Annotated in this window: 21 protein-coding genes and 2 pseudogenes; 12 read left to right on the top strand and 11 right to left on the bottom strand. The window is 45.9% G+C overall.

Translation table 11 applies throughout. The features are described 5' to 3' along the window. The first annotated feature begins 446 nt into the window (after window positions 1-446). Window positions 447-1,856, top strand: coding sequence for an NAD-dependent malic enzyme (locus J7545_RS09455; protein WP_318700228.1), 1,410 nt, complete (start codon window positions 447-449; stop codon window positions 1,854-1,856). 94 nt (window positions 1,857-1,950) lie between these two features. Then, window positions 1,951-2,325, top strand: a complete 375-nt coding sequence (locus J7545_RS09450) for a hypothetical protein (protein ID WP_318700227.1) — start codon at window positions 1,951-1,953, stop codon at window positions 2,323-2,325. On the opposite strand, the pseudogene J7545_RS23995 reads toward J7545_RS09450, so the two are convergent. Further along, window positions 2,297-2,410: pseudogene (locus J7545_RS23995) on the bottom strand (Uma2 family endonuclease); the annotation flags it as partial. The gene J7545_RS09450 and the pseudogene J7545_RS23995 sit on opposite strands and share 29 nt — an antisense overlap. A gap of 169 nt (window positions 2,411-2,579) precedes the next feature. On the opposite strand from J7545_RS23995, the gene moaA reads away from it, so the two are divergent. Then, window positions 2,580-3,566, top strand: a complete 987-nt coding sequence (gene moaA, locus J7545_RS09445) for a GTP 3',8-cyclase MoaA (protein ID WP_318700226.1) — start codon at window positions 2,580-2,582, stop codon at window positions 3,564-3,566. A gap of 20 nt (window positions 3,567-3,586) precedes the next feature. Here moaA and J7545_RS09440 read toward each other — a convergent pair whose 3' ends face one another. Next, a complete protein-coding gene (locus J7545_RS09440) occupies window positions 3,587-4,165 on the bottom strand; it encodes a Uma2 family endonuclease (protein ID WP_318700225.1) in 579 nt (192 codons plus the stop codon). Window positions 4,166-4,462: 297 nt separating this feature from the next. Here J7545_RS09440 and J7545_RS09435 point away from each other — a divergent pair, with 297 nt between their 5' ends. Both J7545_RS09435 and clpB read left to right on the top strand, forming a co-directional pair. Beyond that, window positions 4,463-4,942: an agmatine deiminase family protein gene (locus tag J7545_RS09435; protein ID WP_318700224.1), complete on the top strand. Its 480-nt coding sequence runs from the start codon at window positions 4,463-4,465 to the stop codon at window positions 4,940-4,942. Between the two features lie 287 nt (window positions 4,943-5,229). Beyond that, a complete protein-coding gene (gene clpB / locus J7545_RS09430) occupies window positions 5,230-7,848 on the top strand; it encodes an ATP-dependent chaperone ClpB (protein ID WP_318700223.1) in 2,619 nt (872 codons plus the stop codon). Window positions 7,849-7,904: 56 nt separating this feature from the next. Here clpB and J7545_RS09425 read toward each other — a convergent pair whose 3' ends face one another. Both J7545_RS09425 and J7545_RS09420 read right to left on the bottom strand, forming a co-directional pair. Then, window positions 7,905-8,276, bottom strand: a complete 372-nt coding sequence (locus J7545_RS09425; protein WP_318700222.1) for a hypothetical protein — start codon at window positions 8,274-8,276, stop codon at window positions 7,905-7,907. A 59-nt stretch (window positions 8,277-8,335) separates the two neighbouring features. Next, window positions 8,336-8,689: a hypothetical protein gene (locus J7545_RS09420; protein ID WP_318700221.1), complete on the bottom strand. Its 354-nt coding sequence runs from the start codon at window positions 8,687-8,689 to the stop codon at window positions 8,336-8,338. Window positions 8,690-8,826: 137 nt separating this feature from the next. Here J7545_RS09420 and J7545_RS09415 point away from each other — a divergent pair, with 137 nt between their 5' ends. Then, window positions 8,827-9,741, top strand: coding sequence for an alpha/beta fold hydrolase (locus J7545_RS09415; protein WP_318700220.1), 915 nt, complete (start codon window positions 8,827-8,829; stop codon window positions 9,739-9,741). 38 nt (window positions 9,742-9,779) lie between these two features. Here the strand turns inward: J7545_RS09415 and glyQ are convergent, their stop codons facing one another. After that, window positions 9,780-10,652 carry a glycine--tRNA ligase subunit alpha gene (gene glyQ, locus J7545_RS09410; RefSeq protein WP_318700219.1) on the bottom strand — a complete coding sequence of 291 codons (873 nt, stop codon included), beginning with the start codon at window positions 10,650-10,652 and terminating at the stop codon, window positions 9,780-9,782. Window positions 10,653-10,771: 119 nt separating this feature from the next. Here glyQ and J7545_RS09405 point away from each other — a divergent pair, with 119 nt between their 5' ends. Beyond that, a complete protein-coding gene (locus J7545_RS09405) occupies window positions 10,772-11,272 on the top strand; it encodes a TerB family tellurite resistance protein (RefSeq protein WP_318700218.1) in 501 nt (166 codons plus the stop codon). Here J7545_RS09405 and J7545_RS09400 read toward each other — a convergent pair. The 5 genes from J7545_RS09400 to J7545_RS09380 form a co-directional block, all read right to left on the bottom strand. Continuing rightward, window positions 11,269-12,291 (bottom strand): methyltransferase, encoded by a 1,023-nt coding sequence (locus tag J7545_RS09400; RefSeq protein WP_318719497.1) that lies wholly within the window; start codon window positions 12,289-12,291, stop codon window positions 11,269-11,271. The two genes, J7545_RS09405 and J7545_RS09400, sit on opposite strands and share 4 nt — an antisense overlap. 83 nt (window positions 12,292-12,374) lie before the next feature. Then, window positions 12,375-13,076, bottom strand: a complete 702-nt coding sequence (locus J7545_RS09395; protein WP_318719495.1) for an enoyl-CoA hydratase/isomerase family protein — start codon at window positions 13,074-13,076, stop codon at window positions 12,375-12,377. Between the two features lie 3 nt (window positions 13,077-13,079). Beyond that, window positions 13,080-14,150, bottom strand: a complete 1,071-nt coding sequence (dpgA, locus tag J7545_RS09390) for a 3,5-dihydroxyphenylacetyl-CoA synthase DpgA (protein WP_318719494.1) — start codon at window positions 14,148-14,150, stop codon at window positions 13,080-13,082. 26 nt (window positions 14,151-14,176) lie between these two features. Beyond that, a complete protein-coding gene (locus J7545_RS09385) occupies window positions 14,177-14,908 on the bottom strand; it encodes an enoyl-CoA hydratase/isomerase family protein (protein ID WP_318698191.1) in 732 nt (243 codons plus the stop codon). Between the two features lie 4 nt (window positions 14,909-14,912). Beyond that, a complete protein-coding gene (locus tag J7545_RS09380; protein ID WP_318719493.1) occupies window positions 14,913-16,328 on the bottom strand; it encodes an aldehyde dehydrogenase family protein in 1,416 nt (471 codons plus the stop codon). A 225-nt stretch (window positions 16,329-16,553) separates the two neighbouring features. Here J7545_RS09380 and rsmD point away from each other — a divergent pair, with 225 nt between their 5' ends. The 3 genes from rsmD (at window position 16,554) to J7545_RS09365 (ending at window position 18,983) form a co-directional block, all read left to right on the top strand. After that, the gene (gene rsmD, locus J7545_RS09375) at window positions 16,554-17,090 is read left to right on the top strand and encodes a 16S rRNA (guanine(966)-N(2))-methyltransferase RsmD (protein WP_318698193.1); all 537 of its coding nucleotides are present in this window, start codon (window positions 16,554-16,556) and stop codon (window positions 17,088-17,090) included. A 174-nt stretch (window positions 17,091-17,264) separates the two neighbouring features. Further along, window positions 17,265-17,975, top strand: a complete 711-nt coding sequence (locus J7545_RS09370) for a hypothetical protein (protein ID WP_318698194.1) — start codon at window positions 17,265-17,267, stop codon at window positions 17,973-17,975. 45 nt (window positions 17,976-18,020) lie between these two features. Beyond that, window positions 18,021-18,983 (top strand): RsmB/NOP family class I SAM-dependent RNA methyltransferase, encoded by a 963-nt coding sequence (locus J7545_RS09365; protein WP_318698195.1) that lies wholly within the window; start codon window positions 18,021-18,023, stop codon window positions 18,981-18,983. 25 nt (window positions 18,984-19,008) lie between these two features. Here the strand turns inward: J7545_RS09365 and J7545_RS09360 are convergent, their stop codons facing one another. Further along, complete coding sequence (locus J7545_RS09360) at window positions 19,009-19,155, bottom strand: hypothetical protein (protein ID WP_318698196.1); 147 nt, start codon at window positions 19,153-19,155, stop codon at window positions 19,009-19,011. On the opposite strand from J7545_RS09360, the gene J7545_RS09355 reads away from it, so the two are divergent. Continuing rightward, window positions 19,148-19,330: a hypothetical protein gene (locus J7545_RS09355; protein WP_318698197.1), complete on the top strand. Its 183-nt coding sequence runs from the start codon at window positions 19,148-19,150 to the stop codon at window positions 19,328-19,330. The genes J7545_RS09360 and J7545_RS09355 overlap by 8 nt on opposite strands. Before the next feature lie 6 nt (window positions 19,331-19,336). Next, window positions 19,337-19,523 (top strand): annotated as a pseudogene (locus J7545_RS09350) (hypothetical protein); the annotation flags it as partial.

Below are 19,523 nucleotides of genomic sequence, written 5' to 3'. Positions count from 1 at the left end.
TCGAGCAGACAGAGCTGCAAGCAGCGATCGCCATGACAAGTCTTAAAACGGACTAAATCTAAACGTTATGTAGACTGGCTCTCCAAAATCACTCTAATTTTTTCCCGAAACAACCGCACCGCAGATCGTTGTCCAACCGCTCTACTCTGCTCGATAAAAGGGACTTAAGCCCCTTGTCTAAGCCTAGTGAAAGCCAAGCTACGGAAAAATGTCGAAGGTATTGATTCAGTACTAATTATATTATAAAGCTATCTAAAATCTCTTGGTTTGTAAATTACGTTAGGTTTCACTTGCGGACAATCCAATCTACGGGAAAATAGTGAAGATATGATTAAGGGAAGAAGTTTTGTTCTGTTTTGCTGATTAGCGTCCTGTGATGGGGTATCCTAAGTGACGATCGCCAGAACCGATCGCGGCAACCCTAATTACTGAATCAGAGGAAATTCATGACTGAGTCATCTCACGCCACTAAATTGAATCCTAGCTCTAGTTTTAGCGTCAAAATTCGGGTTAAACTCCGAAATCGTGCCGGAGCCTTAGCCAAGGTAACTGGAGCGATCGCATCTATTGGAGGGAGTTTAGGGGAAATTAGTCTTTTGGAACGCACTCTTTATTTTACGCTGCGAGAAATTACGGTTGATGCTGGCTCTACGGAACAAGCAGAGGAGATTGTCCAAGGGATTAAATCGATACCGAATGTTGAAGTGCTAGATGTGTCGGATAAAACGTTCGATCTGCATAAGGGTGGGAAGATTACTATTGATAGTAAAATCGCCATTAAAGGTCAGTCTGACTTGGCTATGGCTTATACTCCTGGAGTGGGTCGTATTTGTAAGGCGATCGCCGAAAATCCAGAAAAAGCCTTTGATTTAACCATTAAAAATAATACGGTTGCCATTGTCACTGATGGCAGTGCTGTCCTAGGATTGGGGAATCTGGGACCCTTGGGTGCGCTGCCGGTGATGGAAGGAAAAGCCATGCTGTTTAAGGATTTTGGTGGACTCGATGCCTTTCCGGTTTGTCTGGATACCCAAGATACCCAAGAGATTATTGAAACGGTAAAACGGATGGCTCCTGTATTTGGTGGAGTGAATTTGGAAGATATTAGCGCTCCCCGATGCTTTGAAATTGAGCGTCGTTTGAAAGAAGAGTTGGATATTCCCATTTTCCACGATGACCAACATGGAACGGCAATCGTCACTCAAGCGGCGCTCTATAATGCCCTGAAATGGGTGAAAAAGAGCCTGGGAGAGGTGCGAATTGCGATCAATGGGGCCGGAGCAGCTGGGGTGGCGATCGCCCATCTATTGCAAGAAGCAGGAGCCAAAACCATTATCATGTGTGACTCGAAGGGCATTGTGTCTACCAAACGGTCAGATTTGAATGCAGCTAAACAGGAGTTTGCCGTGGCGGAGTCAGGATCTTTAGCCGATGCCATGAAAAATACCGATGTCTTTATTGGGGTGAGTGTACCGGGGGTGCTGACCCCAGGAATGGTGAGTACGATGGCTAAAGATGCGATCGTGTTTGCCATGGCTAACCCCATTCCGGAAATTCAACCAGAGTTAGTGAGCGATCGCGTAGCAGTCATGGCTACCGGACGCAGTGACTATCCAAATCAAATCAATAATGTCTTAGCCTTCCCTGGGGTATTCCGAGGTGCTTTAGATTGCCGCGCCCGCAGTATTACCCGCAAAATGTGCATTGAAGCAGCAGGGGCGATCGCCTCTTTAGTCAGTCCCACTGAGCTGAGTCCCCATAATATCATTCCTTCTGTATTCGATGCTCGCGTTGCGACTGCCGTATCTGCTGCGGTGCAACAAGCAGCCCGAGCCGAAGGTATTGCCCAGTGTTAAAAGAGTAGGGAATGGGAAGATGGGGAGATGGAGAGACAGGGGGAGATTGCCTATTGCTAAAGTGTCTTTTCCCCATTACCCATTATCTATTACTATGAAAACTGTTTCCCATTGGATCGGTGCGACTGTTAGCACTCTTATTCTTAGCTCTCCCTTCGTTGCTTGGGCAGGGCCAACGCTATACTACGAAAAATTATGGTTAGATCTGTCGGTTTCGGCGTGTTTGCAGAAAGCAGAAGAGGCGATCGCCTCTGCGGAGATTCCAGTGTTAAATATCAATGACACTCGCGTGTTAGCCATCAGTCCTACCGTCTCGGTGGCGATCGACTGCGAGGCGATCGACAATAAAACCCGCAGTATCATTATGGTTAGTAGCGATGGCGATCGACCAACAATTGCCATTAACTTAACCGAAACCTTGAAAGAAGCCATGAGCGACATCAATCATAAAGATCCAAATTCAAACTAAATCCAGGCAATATGGATTCACCGGACAATTCGGTAGGTAAATTTCGTCCTTCTACCTCCTTTTGTGGGCGATAAATTTCCACCTTCTATGAGATACAGCTTGAAGCCTTCAACCCTAAGCCATACAAGCTCTTGCCTATTCCCTATTGCCTATTCCCTAGAGCGAAGCGCTATAATACGTTGATATTTTTGTTTATCTGTTGTTGCTTGAAAAGCAACCTCAAAACCAGAATCATGTTTCATTCTCCTGAATCTATGAATACAGTAGATTACCTCCGCATCAGCCTAATTGACCGATGTAATTTTCGGTGCGACTATTGTATGCCTGCGGATGAAGAACTCAACTATATCTTAAGTCAAAATCTCCTCACATCTGACGAGATTCTTACCCTCTTGAAAGAGGTTTTTATTCCCCTTGGTTTTACCCGCTTTCGCTTAACCGGAGGTGAACCCTTACTACGTCCGGGAGTGGTGGATTTGGTGCGACAAATTGCCCAACTGCCCCAAACCCAAGATTTAGCCATGACTACGAATGGATTTTTACTCGATACCTTAGCGCAAGACCTGTATGATGCTGGTTTGAGGCGGATTAATATTAGTCTTGATTCCCTAGAACCAGAGACATTTGACAAAATTATCGGAAATCGGGGTAAAAGTCGCTGGGAACGAACATGGGCAGGGATTCAGAAGGCATATGAAGTGGGGTTCAACCCCTTAAAATTGAACGTGGTGGTGATTCCTGGGGTGAATGACCATGAGGTGTTAAATTTAGCGGCATTAACTCTAGATCGCCAATGGCATGTCAGATTTATCGAGTTTATGCCCATTGGCAATGGTCATTTATTTACCGAGCGAGCCTGGATACCTTCGGAGGAATTACGCCAAAGAATTCGGGAGCGTTGGGGAATAACAGGGGGTGAGGTGCGCGGAAATGGGCCGGCAGATGTGTTCCAAATTCCTGGCGCTCAGGGGACGTTGGGATTTATTAGTCAGATGTCTGAGTGTTTCTGCGATCGCTGTAATCGAATGCGGTTATCGGCTGATGGTTGGTTGCGTCCCTGTCTACTCAATGAAACTGGACAGATCGATCTCAAAAGCGAGTTGCGATCGCAGGTTCCTTTAACCGAATTATGCCAACAAGTCGCCGATCTCTTACAGATTAAACCAGAGATTAATTTCAAACAACGGGAATCGGGTACAGAAGGCGCTTACACTCGCACCATGTCCCAGATTGGAGGATGAGAGCGCTAGGGGAAAATCACTCAAGCTTCTGGCGTTAAATTCAGGCCGCGATAAACTTGTTCAATGGGAAAACGGAGGTTAATACTTTTGAGTTCTATGGTGTCTCCTTCTTGATAGTTGATGATGATCCATTCTCCGGCATCATTTTTATGATACAAATCCATTTCTATGTGAGTCGAACTAACCAGCAAATAGTCGATTAAGGCAGGATTCTGGCGATACATCCTAAATTTCCCACCGCGATCATAGGCTTCCGTACTTTGAGATAAAACTTCCACAATTAAGCAGGGATAGGTAATATATTGGCTTGTATTTTTATCTCGCTCATCACAGGTTACACTAACATCCGGATAGGTATACTGATGAGTCTCAGCGATATTAACTTTCAGATCGGAATTGCCGGTTTCACAACCACTCCCTTCTAAGTGATTGGAAAATAAAGTGGTAAATCTGACGGAGATTAAGCTGTGATTTTTGCTGCCACCTCCCATAGCATAAACTTGACCATCTATATATTCATACTTTTCCAGTTGCGTTTCTTCCCAAGTGAAATACTCTTCAGGAGTGAGATGGGGATAATTATCTTTAGCTGCAATCATAGTTATCAGAAATGGAAAATAGAGTCTTTACCCATCATAACATTGGCCACTATAGCAATTCTCTCTTCTATGGAGTACAGTGTGAAGCCTGAGATTCTAAACAATACCAGCTACTCTCTATTTCCTATTCCCTAGGGCGAAGTGCTATCCATTGACCACTATGATAACATGAAAAAATCTTAGACTATAAATTATCTATATCTTTAATCATTCATGAAACTCAAAAAATATAGGTTACTATTGATCGTAGTATTCTTGTTTACGCTGCTGGGTTGTCTGTCCAGTGGAGGAAAGGAAATGCACGAGTTTAACCCAACAATTCGAGTACCTGCCGAGTGGGAAACCCATGCAGGAACTTGGATGCAATGGCCAAGTTCTTATGAGTCAGAGATGCGCCCAGAATTTGCCCAAATTATCGATATTATTCAAGATTACGAACCGGTTCACCTGTTGACCAGTAGTGAGGCTGAACAAAGGAGAGCCAAACAATTTTTGTTAAAAAAAGGGGTTCCTAATACCCAAATCACTTGGCATATTGTGCCAATAGATAATGCTTGGTTGCGGGATAATGGCCCCATTTATGTGACGGATGGAACCAATCTGTGGATTCAAAATTGGAGATTTGATGCCTGGGGAGGAGAGGAGAGGATTGACGCTGAGTTAAAATCTGAACTGGAAGTTCTATTTCCCGATCGCCAAGTTCACTTAATCGATGCAGAAGCGATCTTCGATTCAGGAGGCGGTATCCATTGTGTCACCAACGATCGACCAGCGTAATCTTTAGATTCAAGGGATTCTATATGATTTGGAAACCGCCCACGATCGCACTGGGGAAATGAGAGAAGGGCGAGATCGCGCTGCCCCCTTGCCTCAAAAAGGGGCGATCGCTCAAAATTATCTGTTAAAATTTTGATCGGTTTAGGGAGATAAAACCATGACAGCATTAATCTTAAATAACAGGGGTGGGAAATACCTATCTGAAACGCCGTAAATCCCGAATCTCTAGCCACTCCAGTCTTTTTTACAATGGTCTCAAAGCATTAAATAAAGTATCTGAAGAGACTATGCAACCCAATAATCCCAATCAATTTACAGAAAAAGCGTGGCAGGCGATCGCCCAAACTCCCGATATAGCCAAAAGCTATCAACATCAGCAACTCGAAAGCGAACACTTAATGAAAGCGCTTCTCGAACAAGATGGGTTAGCTACCAATATCCTATCCAAAACCCAAGTGAATCTACCTGCCTTTCGGGAGCAAACTGAAGCCTTTCTCCAACGACAATCCAAAGTCCAGGGCGGGGGAGGATCGATTTATCTCGGTCGTTCATTAGATACCTTGCTCGATCGCGCCCAAACCTATCAGAATCAGTATGAGGATAGTTATATTTCCATTGAACACCTCTTACTTGCGTTTCTCCAGGATGACCGCTTTGGTAAAAGCTTGTGCAAAGATTTTAAACTGGATGAAGCCAAACTCGAGCAAACCATTCGCGACATTCGAGGAACTCACAAAGTGACCGATCAAAACCCTGAAGGCAAATATGAAGCCCTAGAAAAATATGGCCGAGACTTGACCGATGCCGCACGGCAAGGTAAGCTAGACCCCGTAATTGGCCGGGATGACGAGATTCGCCGCACCATTCAAATTCTCTCGCGACGCACCAAAAACAACCCCGTGTTAATTGGGGAGCCTGGAGTCGGAAAAACGGCGATCGCCGAAGGGTTGGCACAGCGCATCGTTGCTGGAGATGTGCCCCAGTCCCTCAAAGACCGCGCCTTAATCGCTCTAGACTTAGGCGCACTCATTGCCGGAGCCAAATATCGGGGCGAGTTTGAAGAACGACTCAAAGCCGTACTCAAAGAAGTTACGGATTCTCAAGGTAATATTATTCTCTTTATTGATGAAATTCATACTGTCGTTGGTGCAGGGGCAACCCAGGGAGCCATGGATGCCGGTAACCTGCTCAAACCCATGTTAGCGCGGGGAGAATTGCGCTGTATTGGTGCAACCACCCTAGATGAATACCGCAAATATGTTGAAAAAGATGCCGCCTTAGAGCGTCGCTTTCAACAGGTGTATGTCGATCAACCCAGCGTTGAAGATACGGTATCCATTTTACGCGGACTCAAGGAACGCTATGAAGTGCATCATGGGGTAAAGATTTCCGATAGTTCCCTAGTTGCAGCCGCTACCTTATCGACTCGGTATATTAGCGATCGCTTCCTTCCCGATAAGGCGATCGATTTAGTCGATGAAGCTGCCGCCCGGCTAAAAATGGAAATCACCTCCAAACCCGAAGAACTTGATGAAATTGACCGCAAAATTTTGCAACTAGAAATGGAGCGTCTTTCCTTACAAAAAGAAAATGATCCCATTTCCTTAGAACGATTAGAGCGCTTAGAAAAAGATCTCGCTAACCTGAAAGAACAGCAACATGCCCTCAATTCCCAATGGCAATTAGAAAAAGACAGGATTGACAATCTTCAGAACATAAAAGAAGAAATCGATCGCGTCAACGTTGAAATTCAGCAAGCTGAACGTAATTACGATCTCAACCGCGCCGCAGAATTAAAATATGGCAAACTCACTACCCTGCAACAACAACTCACTGAAGCCGAAACCCATCTTGCTGAATCCCAAACCACTGGCAAATCCCTACTCCGTGAAGAAGTAACTGAATCAGATATTGCTGAAGTCATCTCCAAATGGACCGGCATACCCATTAGTAAACTCGTAGAATCGGAAATGCAAAAACTCCTCAATTTAGAGGATGAATTACACCAACGTGTCGTCGGACAACATGAAGCCGTAACTGCCGTTTCTGATGCCATTCAACGGTCTCGTGCAGGTCTATCTGACCCCAATCGACCCGTTGCCAGTTTTATTTTCCTCGGTCCCACAGGAGTTGGGAAAACTGAACTGGCAAAAGCCCTCGCTGCCTATCTATTCGACACCGAAGAAGCCCTCGTTCGGATTGATATGTCCGAATATATGGAAAAACATGCCGTTTCCCGATTAATTGGCGCACCTCCCGGTTATGTTGGCTATGATGAAGGCGGACAATTAACAGAAGCCATTCGCCGCCGTCCTTACTCCGTCATTCTCTTTGATGAAATTGAAAAAGCCCATGCCGATGTCTTCAATATCATGCTCCAAATCCTTGATGATGGCAGGGTTACAGACTCCCAAGGGCATACTGTAGATTTCAAAAATACGATTATTATCATGACCTCTAATATCGGCTCCCAATACATCTTAGATCTGGCGGGAAATGACGATAATTATGAGGAAATGCAAACTAGAGTCATGGAGGTTTTGCGCTCCACATTCCGCCCAGAATTTCTCAACCGCATTGATGAAACAATTATTTTTCATTCGTTGAAAAAAGAGCAACTGCGAGAAATTGTGCAACTGCAAACAGTACACTTAGAATCTCGGTTAGCAGAGCGGAAAATCGCCCTCAAATTATCAGATACTGCCCTGGATTTCCTGGCAGCCGTTGGTTACGATCCGGTTTATGGAGCCAGACCCTTAAAACGAGCCATTCAACGGGAGTTAGAAACCCAGATAGCTAAGGGGATTTTACGAGGTGAATTTACCGAAGGTGATACGATCTTTGTGAATGAAGAAAATGAGCGCTTAACGTTGCAAAGCTTGAGTGCAAGTTTAGTCAAAACTTAAATCTAGTCTGGAGATCTAGAAACCCGCTTTTCCAAAAAAACGGGTTTCTGGCGTATCTAAGAACATTGGGCAACAGTTTTATTTTCTTTCAGAGCTATCAAATATTGTTCGAGTAAAAATTCTGGAATTTTAGTCAGAATTTCAGGATCTTGATGTTGAATAACCCGATCGGATTGACAGGAGATTTGGACCTTATCCGGTGTATCTAAAGATTGGGGTACATATTCAAAGGAACAGGACATTTGTCGTTTTTGACAACTATCCAAAACTGCTACAATAATCATGCCATGACTACCGGGATAATCGGCAACAGAGTACCAATCTCCTTGATAGATCAGTTCAAAGCTGCGGCTATTGCGTTGGCGACAACGTTGGGGTTCAAGTTTCGCCCATTGAGATAGGTATTGACAAAGGGGGGATTGAGTCATTATCCCTTAAAGATTGACAGGACAAGGTTGGATGGGAGCAATAGTTGTATTGTATCAATCTACAGAGAAGTTGAGCGTTCAATTTGTTCGATTAGATTCCAGAATTTGAGAATGCCGAGGCTAAACAGCACTAAGGAGGTGATACCAGAGGTAAAAAATGCTAGGCTATTTCCTTCTAGGAGGCTGATTAAACTACTGCATCCGATCCAAGCGGCAATGCCTGTAAATACTGAGGCTGATGTTCCTTCATCTCCTCTGGTGATTAACAAGAGGGCAATTCCCGATCCCAAAACACTGACTAATCCGGAAATGGTTCCAGTACAGGTAATGGAGATCGCCACTACACCATAGCGAAAGATGAAACCCCAGGTTCGCACACGAGGGGATCGCGATCGATAGTTTACTCTTATCATCCCATTGACTCCCGACATACTTCCCTCTCTTATCAGCCTAAACCTTAAGCCTACGGCAATCTGTTACATTTATTTAATCTGAGTAACGATTGAATGTGTCGAATGCACATGAATTCAAATCATCATTGGAACCAATCATGAAACACGCAAGCCTTTCAGAGACACAATATTATACTTGGAAAACCTATCGGTGTGCCTATGAAGTTAGTTCCTCACCGCAATCCGATCCCCAAACCACTCCTCTGCTGCTTCTCCATCCAATTGGTGTGGGATTATCCCGTAGGTTCTGGGATCGATTTATTACTCAATGGCGGACTCAAGGCTATAGCCAACCGATTTATAATCCGGATCTACTAGGATGTGGTGAAAGTGATATGCCCCATGTTGCTTATACCCCAGAAGATTGGGCGGAGCAGCTCAACCATTTTATCGAGACGGTGATTCAAAAACCGGTAATTTTGGTGGTTCAGGGGGGCTTATTTCCCGTGGCAATTGCTTTAACACAACGTCAAAATAGTTACTTATGGCTTAAAGGACTCGTCTTATCCGGGCCACCCGCTTGGCCAGTAATAACACAAACGAGTCCTGATTGGCAAAATCGTCTCCTCTGGAATGGCTTTGACTCCCCTCTGGGCAGAGCCTTTTACCGTTATGCCCGTCGTCGTCAGTTTTTAGAGTCCTTTTCCATACGTCAACTCTTTGGCGAAGCCTATCAAGTGGATGATGAATGGTTAGATACCCTCCAAGTTGGCGCTCAAAACCCTGCTAGTCGCCATGCTGTGTTTTCCTTTCTGGCTGGATTTTGGCGTAGAGATTATCAAGAAGCCATTCGCAAAATCTCCCAACCTACTCTAGTAGTTGTGGGGGAAAAAGCCTCCAGCATTAGCAAAGAAGGAAAGCAAGAAAAAGCGGATCAATGGCTAACTAAATACCTTGCCCATCTGCCCAATGGAGAAGGAAAAAAAATCTCAGGACGTAATGTTTTACCCTACGAATCTACAGAAACTTTTGTTTCTTTGGTTGCCCAACAGTTGAGTCAATGGGAATTATAAGGTAACAGAGAATCGGGGAATACTGTCTATTTCCTCTTTTAATTTTTAATTGATAAGGGAAAGCCTAACTTCTCCCGTTGCTCCAGATACAGATGGGCAATCTTGCGGGCTAAACTGCGGATTCGGCCAATATAGCGCGTTCGTTCCGTTACGGCGATTACGCCCCTGGCATCGAGTAAATTAAAGCTATGAGAACATTTAAGTACATAGTCTAAACCGGGGGTGACTAAGCCTTTGTCAATCAGTTGGGTGGCTTCTTGCTCGTAGAGTTCAAATAACTTAAAGAGTAATTCTGGGTTAGAGGCTTCAAAATTGTAGGTGCATTGCTCGATCTCTCCTTGCAGGTGAACATCTCCATAGGTAAGGCGATCGCTCCATTGAATCTCCGTCAGCGCTTCTACATTTTGCAAATACATAGCCAAACGCTCTAAACCATAGGTAATCTCAATGGCAACGGGATAGCAATCGATGCCTCCACATTGCTGAAAATAGGTAAATTGGGTGACTTCCATGCCATCAAGCCAGACTTCCCAACCGACTCCCCAAGCGCCTAGGGTGGGAGATTCCCAGTTATCTTCGACAAAGCGAATATCATGGTCTTCCGGCTGAATACCGAGAACCCGTAAGGAGTCGAGATAAAGATCCTGAATGTTATCGGGAGAGGGTTTCATCAACACCTGATACTGATAATAGTGCTGGTAACGGTTCGGATTTTCTCCATAGCGTCCATCGGTGGGACGGCGACAAGGTTCCACATAGGCGACGAACCAAGGTTCTGGACCGATCGCCCTCAGAAAGGTATGGGGACTCATGGTTCCGGCTCCTTTCTCCGTATCATAGGGCTGGACAACCAAACACCCGCGATCGGCCCAAAACTGATTTAAGGTAGCGATAACTGACTGAAAATTCATGCCCCAACTGTCCTCGATCGAGCGCAACAGTTTCTATTTTCCCTTAAAAGTGGGAGGGGAGTAACGAGTAATGAACAATGATATACTCCGGATGAAGTTGTCAATGGAGCATCCTACAAATGTATGAAATCTACGGGCCAGCGCCTTGGATTAAAACCGATCGCTACGGAATTACCAAAACCCTTCCCCCCGAGACCTCGGTAATTTGGTACAAAGCCTTGCTACTCTGTGCCAATGGAGATGGAGAACTCTCACAACCCGAACGGGATTGGGTCATCGGTCATGCCACCACCTACCATCCGGAGATGAGTGAGAGCCAAATTGATGAACTGAGAAATTTCAACGGAACTGGCACAACGGATGATATCGAAAAACTCGTATTCAGCGATCCCCTAGCCAAAAAGGGACGTTATGTTCTCGTTTATGAGGCAATTCAGGCTTCGGCTGCAGATGGGGACTACAGTGACGGAGAAAAAGCGACGATTCGTAAAATGGCTAGCAAGCTCGGAATTGATGAGGCTAAAGTAGCAGAACTTGAGAGTTTGTTTGAAGAAGAGAAGGCGTTAAAAGAGAAGCGGATTCGGATCTGGCATCCTGAAGGGATTCCGGGAGAAGACTAGGGATAAATCGCTACAATTGCGTCGATCGATGGCAAGGGTTGAATATTAACCAATTCAAAGCCTACGCTGTCAAGTAAAGAGGCAAACTCGTTTCGAGTCCGTTCTCCGGGGCCTCCACTTTCTCCTGGTGCGCCATGTACCAACAACATCTGCAAGTTTTTGATACCGATATAGGGGTTGCGAACTTGGTAATCTTCAATCAGTTCAAAAATGTATAGCTTGTTGCCAGCGTGCATGGCCTGCCTTACATTCGAGAGAATCCTGCGTGCCTGCTCATCAGAATAGGAATGCAAAATGCGTTTTAGGATTCCATCTCCGGGAATATCGGGCAATGTAACCTGCATATCAACTCCGATCGCCTGCAAGCGCGGTTGAACAGAGACGCGAGCGATCGTGTCGGGAACATCAAACAGTTGCCCCTGAATGCCTTCGTACTTTTGTAAAATTCCGGTAATGAGCGCCCCATTTCCCCCGGCAATTTCAGTAATCTTTTGGGATTGAGAAAAGTCAAACCCTTGCAAAATATCCCGAATTTCAACCTGCGACATCGATTCCATCGCGCGATCGAAAGCGGCGGCTAAATCCTGATGTTCTTGTAGATAATCGTAGAAGAGGCGATCGCGCCCAAGCTGATAAATACTTTTGCCAGTCTGTAATAATTCTTTCCAAAGCGTACGTCGTTGCTCATGTTTTCTGGACTGGGCTAACTGACAGAAGTGATGCCATGGTCTGAGGGAAAACTCTGAGTTCAGGACTAAATATTGTGAAACATCGGTCAGAGAAACGATAGACCGAGAAGGATTGGCATCCGGTTTGATCGCGAACAAGTCAAAATGAGCCAGTCCCCGTAAACAGCGATGGAGCGATCGCTGATGAGTTCCCGTTCGCTCGGCTAACTCTGATACGGATAAAGAATGGGTTGCAAGATGATCGAATACCCCAAGGCTAATACAGGTCTCCGTAAAGTGGGAGACAATGCGATAGTCTAGAAGGCAAAACATTTGTTGATAAGGAATCATCAGTTACTTGGTATAGCGCTGCGTGCTAGGGAATAGGCAAACCCCCCCTGTGTCCCCCCAAGGGGAAGGGAATGGGGAATAGGTTATGTTCTCTCTGGTAATTGAGACAGGCATAGATCTTGTACGGCTAAATAATGTCCGATCGCATCTTCATAAGACGTGGCAAAAGATTCATTGAGGAGTCTACGGGTATTTTGTAATACTTGAGGGTGAATGGGCATCAACGCCTGCTGAACATCTTGAATAGTCTGTTCCAATGCAGTTGTTTCGCAGGAGCGATCGACGATTCCCAGTGCGATCGCCTCTTCAACAGAAAATTGAGCGCCAGTAAACAACAAGCGACGAGCAACGCCAATTCCGGTATATTTTGCCAATCGGAACACTCCCATTCCCGGTAAATAACCTTCTTTAACTTCCGGCATTTGAAAGAGCGATCGCGCCGTCACAACCCGATAATCGCAAGCGAGGCCAAGTTGAAAGTGAAACCGGGTACAATAGCCATCGATCGCGGCGATGGATGCCCCCGCAAATTGTTCTAGCCGCCGGAGAACTTTTTCCCATTTGCTACAATCGTTAAATGCAGGCGGTGCGGCGATCGCAGTCTGCTGAGTATTCAAGCCCCAAAATACGATCAGTTGGCAAGTGTCATGATCTTCGAGATCGTTCATTAATTTGATTAATTCTGACAAGCAGACTGCATTCAATTGACTCGGATCTGACCATTGCAAGTTTATATGGGCGATCGTTTCCCGTTTGGTAAGTTTTAACGTCGTGTATTGCGTCATGCTTTAAAATTCCCCCAAGCAGCATTCAATGGTCGAACCCGGTCCCATCGTCATCATCATGACAGACTCTCCCTTTCGAGCAACTTCTTCCTGCAATAGTCGTTCGTGAGAGAAGAGAAAAGAGGCCGAGGATAAATTACCATAATTTTGCAGGATATGGGTGGTATGGCGCACGTCATGCTCGGTAATATTTAAAGCATATTTGATCGAATCGATCACCTTGCGACCCCCGGAATGAATCACCCAATGCTGAATATCTCGGCGTTTGCGATCGAATTTCTCAAGCAAATTAGTCACCGGAATCTTAACATTTCGTCCCAAAAGATAAGGAATTTGTTTATCTAAATACAAGGCATATTGGGTTTCTTGCCAATCCAGCCGTATCGCATCGATCGCCTCAGTAATCAGGTGAGAACTGAAGCCGAGAATTTTGGGCCCAGTGGATAACTCCAGAAAAGCTTGGCCAGAAATGATCGCCGCACCTGCACCATCTCCAAATAACGAATTGACCACTGCTGCATTTAATGTATCATCGATTGCATACATAGCAGAACACACTTCAACACAAAGGAGGAGACCGATTGCCTCTGGATTGAGGGCACAAAAATTGACGACTGGTTGAAGACCATTTAATCCTGCGTTGCAACCCATGCCAACAATATCAATCCGGTAAATGTTTGGACGCATCCCCATCTCTTTGATGTAAAGTGCGCTCAGGCTCGGACAGAGCAAACCCGTGGTAGAGACGACACTAATATAATCAATATCTTGAGGAGTGAGTCGAGCTTTTTCTAATGCCTTGTTAATGGCTGACTGTCCGATATCGAGCGCCATCTTTTTGTGTTTCTCTAATAAATCCCCTTGGCTTTCTTGCAGCCTCTGACCCTCTGGGTTGGATTTCGGTAAACAAAGGTGACGGGATTTGATATGAGAATTACTGAAAATTTTGCGAATTTTTGGATTGGTGATGTTGAAAATTTTTAAGATCTCGGCTTGGGTGTATTTTTGTGGCGGAGTTGCAGTCCCGATCGCAATAAGTCGGGGAGATTTGGAAGGAATTACGGAAGATTGCATGAGTGATTTGGGCGCGACCATAATGCTTATTCTGTCTCTATTTTTCGCTGGTAGAGCAGTGCTTGAGCAACGGCTTCGACAGTTTTATCTCCCAAACTACCATGAACGGATTGTATTGCTAGTTTAGCGAGATGCATTGCCAGGGGGTCTCGCCGAGCTACAGTTTCAGCAAGGTCAAGGGTATCCTCCCATACGCGATCGCTAATTTGAGAAACCAGTCCCCACTGTAGCGCGGTAGCACTATCGACTTTTTGCCCAAAGAGTACGATCGCTTTTGCCCTCGCTTCGTTCACCAATTTAGTCAGCCGACGCACTCCCCCAGCAGCCGGAATTAAGCCTAAATCAACTTCAGGTAACGAGAACCAACTCGAAGGGCTACAGATGCGAAAATCACAAGCCAGGACCAATTCTAACCCCCCGGCAATAGCTGGCCCTTGAATCGCTGCGATCGTCGGCCAGGGGGCATTAGCCCAATCATCAAAAAGCTGCCGGCTCCGTAGATTTAATCCATCGGCATAGGAGCGATCGCCTAAACTTGAAATATCGGCACCAGCACAAAAAACTTTCTCTCCGGCTCCCGTCACAATAGCCGCGCGAATGGTGCGATCGCTCGCCGCCTCAGCGTACTGTTCTGCGAACTGGCAAATCATACCATCATGATAAGCATTCGCTTTTTCTGGGCGATCGAGGACGAAGAGAGCGATATTGTTTCCTTCTCCCACTCGTTTCATTTGCACCGTACCGGAAAGCGTTGTCATGAGTTTAAGCCTCTCGGGAAGATGCCCGCGCGATCGCCTCTGCCATATCTGGCACAGAAACAGTCGAGTCTGCGGGATAAGCTGCACGAGACCACTGTACTAAGTATTGAGGGCCGATATTATCATCCACTGAACTGCCTCCGAAGAATCCCGTACCAATCACCGGTCCTCTTGTCAGGTTGGTAGAAACACCACTAGAGCCTTGAACGCCTTGGGTATTGACTGCAATTCGGCAGACGGGCAACGCCGCTGCATAACGGGCAACGATAGCGGGATCTTGACTGTGAATCACCGCAGAGTGACCCTTACCCATCCTCTCCAACATTGCCACAGCCCTCTCAATTGCCCCCTCTATGCCCTCCACTCGAATGTACCCCATCACGGGAAACATTTTCTCTTGGCTGAGGGGTTCGCGATCTCCTACTGCATGGATTTCCACAAGCAAACTTTTTGTATCCTTCGGGACGGAAAATCCAACTTTTCCAGCAATCCAAACCGCACTTTTCCCAATCGCTTCACGATTGAGTCCAGTTTCCAGAAACAGATAGTTACGGAGTTTTTGGGCGGCTTCATCAGTTACAAAATACCCTCCCGATCGCCCTAAAGCCTCTTTGAGTTGGGGAGCAATGGTGCGATCGGCAAACACAACCGATTCACAAACACAGGGGAGTGCGTGGTCGAAACTGTTACTGGCAATAATTTGTGTAGCAGCCCTCTCGATGTCAGCCGACTCATGTACAAAACAGGGCACATTCCCCGGTCCCATACCCATCGCAGGATTCCCTGAACTATAAGCCGCACGGACTCGTTTAGGGCCCCCTGTTGCCAGAATCGTGCTAGTTTGGGGGGATTCCATTAAAGAATTGAGGGCCAGAAGGCTCGGTTGACGAATCGTCTGAATTGCACCAGAGGGTGCCCCGGCTCGTTCCGCAACTTCTGCCATCCAATCTACAACGTGAATCGAGCAATGTTGTGCCGCAGGATGTGGAGAAAAAATAATTGCATTGCGGGTCATCATACTGATAATGGCCTTGTAATAGACTGTCATCACGGGATTGGTACTGGGGATTAAGCCAGCTATGACTCCTGCGGGTTTTGGAAAACTAATGATTTTCTTTTCTTCATCGATCTTAGGCTCGATGAAATCAGCAATGCGATATCGGTTCAGCAATCCGACTGAACAATCTAGATTTTTTTTCACATTGTCCTCAACGTTACCGTAGCCTGTTTCGCCAACCAACCATTGAGCATAAAATTCAGCCTTTTCCTTGCCGGCTTGAACCATTGCCTCAACAATTTGTTGGACTTGCTTTGTTGTATAGCGACTAAAAATATGCGCTGCCCTTTCTGCCCTATCTAATAACAGATTAACTTCCTGTTGAACTCGATCTAATGCTGGCTGATAATTCGTACTGCTCACTCCCTTATCTCCGGTCTTGCCTGAGGGTTCTCTCTCAATTTTTTTCTTTTGTACCTCAGTAGGGTAACACGATCTCCGGTTTAAGCTATTAACTTCAACAACTCTGACCCTGCCTACCCAACGATGATTGGCTGCTGAATTGTAGACCCTTAAAAATTGTTTGCACAATGCTAAATTAAGACATCGGTTTTAATGTAAGGGAGATGGCAGGGCAACCTTTTGCTTATGCGTATTTATGGTAATCGTGTAATAAAAACCCTTCCCGGTTCTCTAACTCGCCCAACGGTGGGACGGGTACGGGAGGCGGTATGTAATATTTGGCAAGGTTCGATCGCCGGCTGTCGCTGGCTAGATTTGTGTGCTGGCAGTGGTTCGATGGGAGCCGAAGCGCTCTGTCGGGGAGCAAGTTGGGTTGTGGGGATTGAGCAGTCTTCTCGTGCTTGTGGGGTGATTCGCCAAAATTGGCAACAGATGGCATCGCCAGACCAATTTCAGGTGCTTTGTGGGGATGTGCTGAAGCGGGTACAGCGCTTAGAAGCAGAGAGCTTCGATCGCATTTATTTCGATCCACCTTACCAGAGTTCATTGTATCAGCCTGTGTTGGAGGCGATCGCCGATCTGCATCTGCTCTGTGATACGGGAGAACTTGCCGTCGAACATTCCCCCCAACTGCCTCCTCCAGATGAATTGGATGGCTTAGAAATTCTTCGCCAAAAGGTTTATGGCAATAGTGCGGTGACGTTTTATGGCGCTTCGCGCTAGGTAACAGGCAATAGGCAATAGGAGCGAGTATCTAAGGAAGTCCTAACCTTCTTCCCCGATAAGCAGTCAAAATGGGGTAAATAGGACATAATATGGATGAGGGGTAAAACCCCTCATTCTAGTTTTTGCGGAAAACAAAGTATTCTAGGTGACAGTTTGTCGGGACAGAGAGTTATGACACCAGCACAGCAGATGGCGACCTCAAAACTGAATCGACAGGGTAAATCTCAGCGTCATCTTCGCCTATCTGATAGAGTATCAACAACTCCGGTTGTCGAATCTGTGGTTTCTATTGGAGAATCTAATCGGCATCTGTACGTGAACCGCTCTCAGACTTCGTCCGAGAGGATTATCTATCCCTTTGATCGCTTAAGTGAACAACCAACGGCCGTGTCTAATCCTGCGGATATCACAGAATCTGGGTTACCGTCCTCTGCTGAGGAGGAAAAGGGAATTTATTTGGATTTAGAAACCTTGCAAGGGTTTGAAGTGGCTAACCACCAGTTTGAACACTGGGGTATCCAGTTTCGCAATGCGATCGCCCTTCAACCCTCGAATCCTGCCTATCCTCCAAAGTCAGGAAGCATGGTACTTATTGCCGGCCCCAAAAGTGGTTGGATGGAAGTTCTATTTACTCAGCCCATTCGGGCTGTAAGTTGTTATGTGACTAGCTCGCGACGGATTACGTTGACAGGATTTAATAGAGAGAATGAGGCGATCGCCTATACCGAGTTATCAGAAGCGAATTTGGCTACCTTAAACGATTCAATTGCTCCTAATGCCCTGTTGACGTTAATCACAGAGACACCCGATATTTACCGGATTAATTTTTCGGCGTTTGATGGACAATTTAGTGTGGATGATTTTTATTTTTATTGGGATTAGCAATCCATCTTAAAATCGTAAGGTGTTGTTGCTTATTGTTTATGGATGTCTTCTAAACTTTTGAAGCAGTTGAGCGATCGCCTCTGGAGCGATCCACAATTGCGCGATCGGTTTATCCAAGCGTTCGATCAGCCACCTCCTTTACATCCCTGTATTCTCTGGTGTGAAGACCCTCCTTCAGAGCGTCCGTTTACCGTGGAACCGCCTCAACCCTGGCAACCGGAGCGGGTGGATCGACTCAGTTTAGGAGCGCAACCGGGAAAATATTCCGCTCACGATCGCGGAGCCTATTATTGTCTAGACTTTTCTTCTGTGTTTGCAGCATCTCCTCTGTTGCAATTATCTGGGGTTCAAACGGCGATCGATGTTTGTGCTGCTCCGGGAGGTAAAAGTTTATTCACTTGGCATACTCTGCAACCGGACTTACTGCTATGCAATGAAGTTGTGGGTAAGCGCCTGGGAACTTTGATAGCTAACTTAAGGCGGTGTCAAGTTGCTAATCTTTCAGAGCAGCAGGTGAAGGCAAGTATTATCGCTACCCAGCTCGATCCCCAACTGCTTGCCCAAGACTTTTCCCAAGCCTTCCAACTCGTCCTTGTCGATGCCCCCTGTAGCGGTCAATCCCTACTTTTGAAACAGAAAAAAGTCCCTGGATGTTTCCATAAAGTCACCCTTAATCGCAACGCCAACCGACAAAAACGGATCATCGGCAATGCCGCCCAATTGGTCGCTCCCCAAGGCTATTTGCTCTACATGACTTGCACCTATTCCCTCGAAGAAAACGAGCAAATTTGTCAGTGGTTACTGAAAAAATATCCCCACTTTCAACCTGTCCCCGTTCCCCATCTTCTCAATTACCAATCCCATCTCACCCACCTTCCTTGCTATCGCCTCTGGCCTCACCAAGGGTTAGGTGCAGGTGCATTTACCGCCCTTTTTCAAAACCAGAATTTAGGCGAAGTAGCAGGGATTTCTAGAGAAGATTTAGCCACGATTAATCGGTTATAGAAGTTGTCATCCTGTAGGGGCAGGTTCACCTCAATCGAGGAGACAAGCCAACAACGTTCTGAACCTGCTCCACCCCCAAGGCGATCGGTCGAATTTCTGCGATCGTCGATCGCTTATTCCAAGAAAACGAGAAGTTCAGAGAGTGATTAGAAAAAGATGAAGTGATGAGCATCTTTTCTAACCTATTGGCACAAGTGGATGCCCAGGAACTTTGTACCGTGGATGAGTCGGAGTTGACAGAGCGAGTCGAGCGGATAATGGTGACAGAGAGTGTTGCCGGAACGTTGAACGACCTAACGCCAGAACAGATGGCTATTTTTGATGCCGCAGTGGAAGGTCGATGGTAAGTCACCATGGGTTATCTACTGGATACGAATATTGTCACGGCAATTTTGAAGCATAGAGGTTTTGCTAGTTGGGAATTTATAGAAGAAATGAGTAAAACTCAGACAAAATTTGTGGTTCGGATTAAGAATAACATGAAAACCCAATTTAATCCCCAAAGATATCGAGTGGTATGCTTTCATGATCCAGAAACCC

This window comes from Roseofilum sp. SBFL (assembly GCF_017746885.1).
Lineage (GTDB): Bacteria > Cyanobacteriota > Cyanobacteriia > Cyanobacteriales > Desertifilaceae > Roseofilum.
The sequence above is the reverse complement of the archived record's forward strand: the minus strand, read 5'-3'. Positions and strand labels throughout refer to the sequence as shown.

Bases quoted from the DNA above. Each gene is read 5' to 3' on its own strand.
- clpB (WP_318700223.1), top strand. From the start codon at position 5,230: ATGCAACCCAATAATCCCAATCAATTTACAGAAAAAGCGTGGCAGGCG.
- J7545_RS09440 (WP_318700225.1), bottom strand. From the start codon at position 4,165: ATGATTGCAGCTAAAGATAATTATCCCCATCTCACTCCTGAAGAGTAT.
- rsmD (WP_318698193.1), top strand. From the start codon at position 16,554: ATGCGTATTTATGGTAATCGTGTAATAAAAACCCTTCCCGGTTCTCTA.
- J7545_RS09455 (WP_318700228.1), top strand. From the start codon at position 447: ATGACTGAGTCATCTCACGCCACTAAATTGAATCCTAGCTCTAGTTTT.
- J7545_RS09450 (WP_318700227.1), top strand. From the start codon at position 1,951: ATGAAAACTGTTTCCCATTGGATCGGTGCGACTGTTAGCACTCTTATT.
- J7545_RS09425 (WP_318700222.1), bottom strand. From the start codon at position 8,276: ATGACTCAATCCCCCCTTTGTCAATACCTATCTCAATGGGCGAAACTT.
- dpgA (WP_318719494.1), bottom strand. From the start codon at position 14,150: ATGCAATCTTCCGTAATTCCTTCCAAATCTCCCCGACTTATTGCGATC.
- moaA (WP_318700226.1), top strand. From the start codon at position 2,580: ATGAATACAGTAGATTACCTCCGCATCAGCCTAATTGACCGATGTAAT.
- J7545_RS09435 (WP_318700224.1), top strand. From the start codon at position 4,463: ATGCACGAGTTTAACCCAACAATTCGAGTACCTGCCGAGTGGGAAACC.
- J7545_RS09415 (WP_318700220.1), top strand. From the start codon at position 8,827: ATGAAACACGCAAGCCTTTCAGAGACACAATATTATACTTGGAAAACC.
- J7545_RS09355 (WP_318698197.1), top strand. From the start codon at position 19,148: ATGAGCATCTTTTCTAACCTATTGGCACAAGTGGATGCCCAGGAACTT.
- J7545_RS09360 (WP_318698196.1), bottom strand. From the start codon at position 19,155: ATGCTCATCACTTCATCTTTTTCTAATCACTCTCTGAACTTCTCGTTT.
- J7545_RS09365 (WP_318698195.1), top strand. From the start codon at position 18,021: ATGTCTTCTAAACTTTTGAAGCAGTTGAGCGATCGCCTCTGGAGCGAT.
- J7545_RS09405 (WP_318700218.1), top strand. From the start codon at position 10,772: ATGTATGAAATCTACGGGCCAGCGCCTTGGATTAAAACCGATCGCTAC.
- J7545_RS09400 (WP_318719497.1), bottom strand. From the start codon at position 12,291: ATGATTCCTTATCAACAAATGTTTTGCCTTCTAGACTATCGCATTGTC.
- glyQ (WP_318700219.1), bottom strand. From the start codon at position 10,652: ATGAATTTTCAGTCAGTTATCGCTACCTTAAATCAGTTTTGGGCCGAT.
- J7545_RS09385 (WP_318698191.1), bottom strand. From the start codon at position 14,908: ATGACAACGCTTTCCGGTACGGTGCAAATGAAACGAGTGGGAGAAGGA.
- J7545_RS09395 (WP_318719495.1), bottom strand. From the start codon at position 13,076: ATGACGCAATACACGACGTTAAAACTTACCAAACGGGAAACGATCGCC.
- J7545_RS09420 (WP_318700221.1), bottom strand. From the start codon at position 8,689: ATGATAAGAGTAAACTATCGATCGCGATCCCCTCGTGTGCGAACCTGG.
- J7545_RS09370 (WP_318698194.1), top strand. From the start codon at position 17,265: ATGACACCAGCACAGCAGATGGCGACCTCAAAACTGAATCGACAGGGT.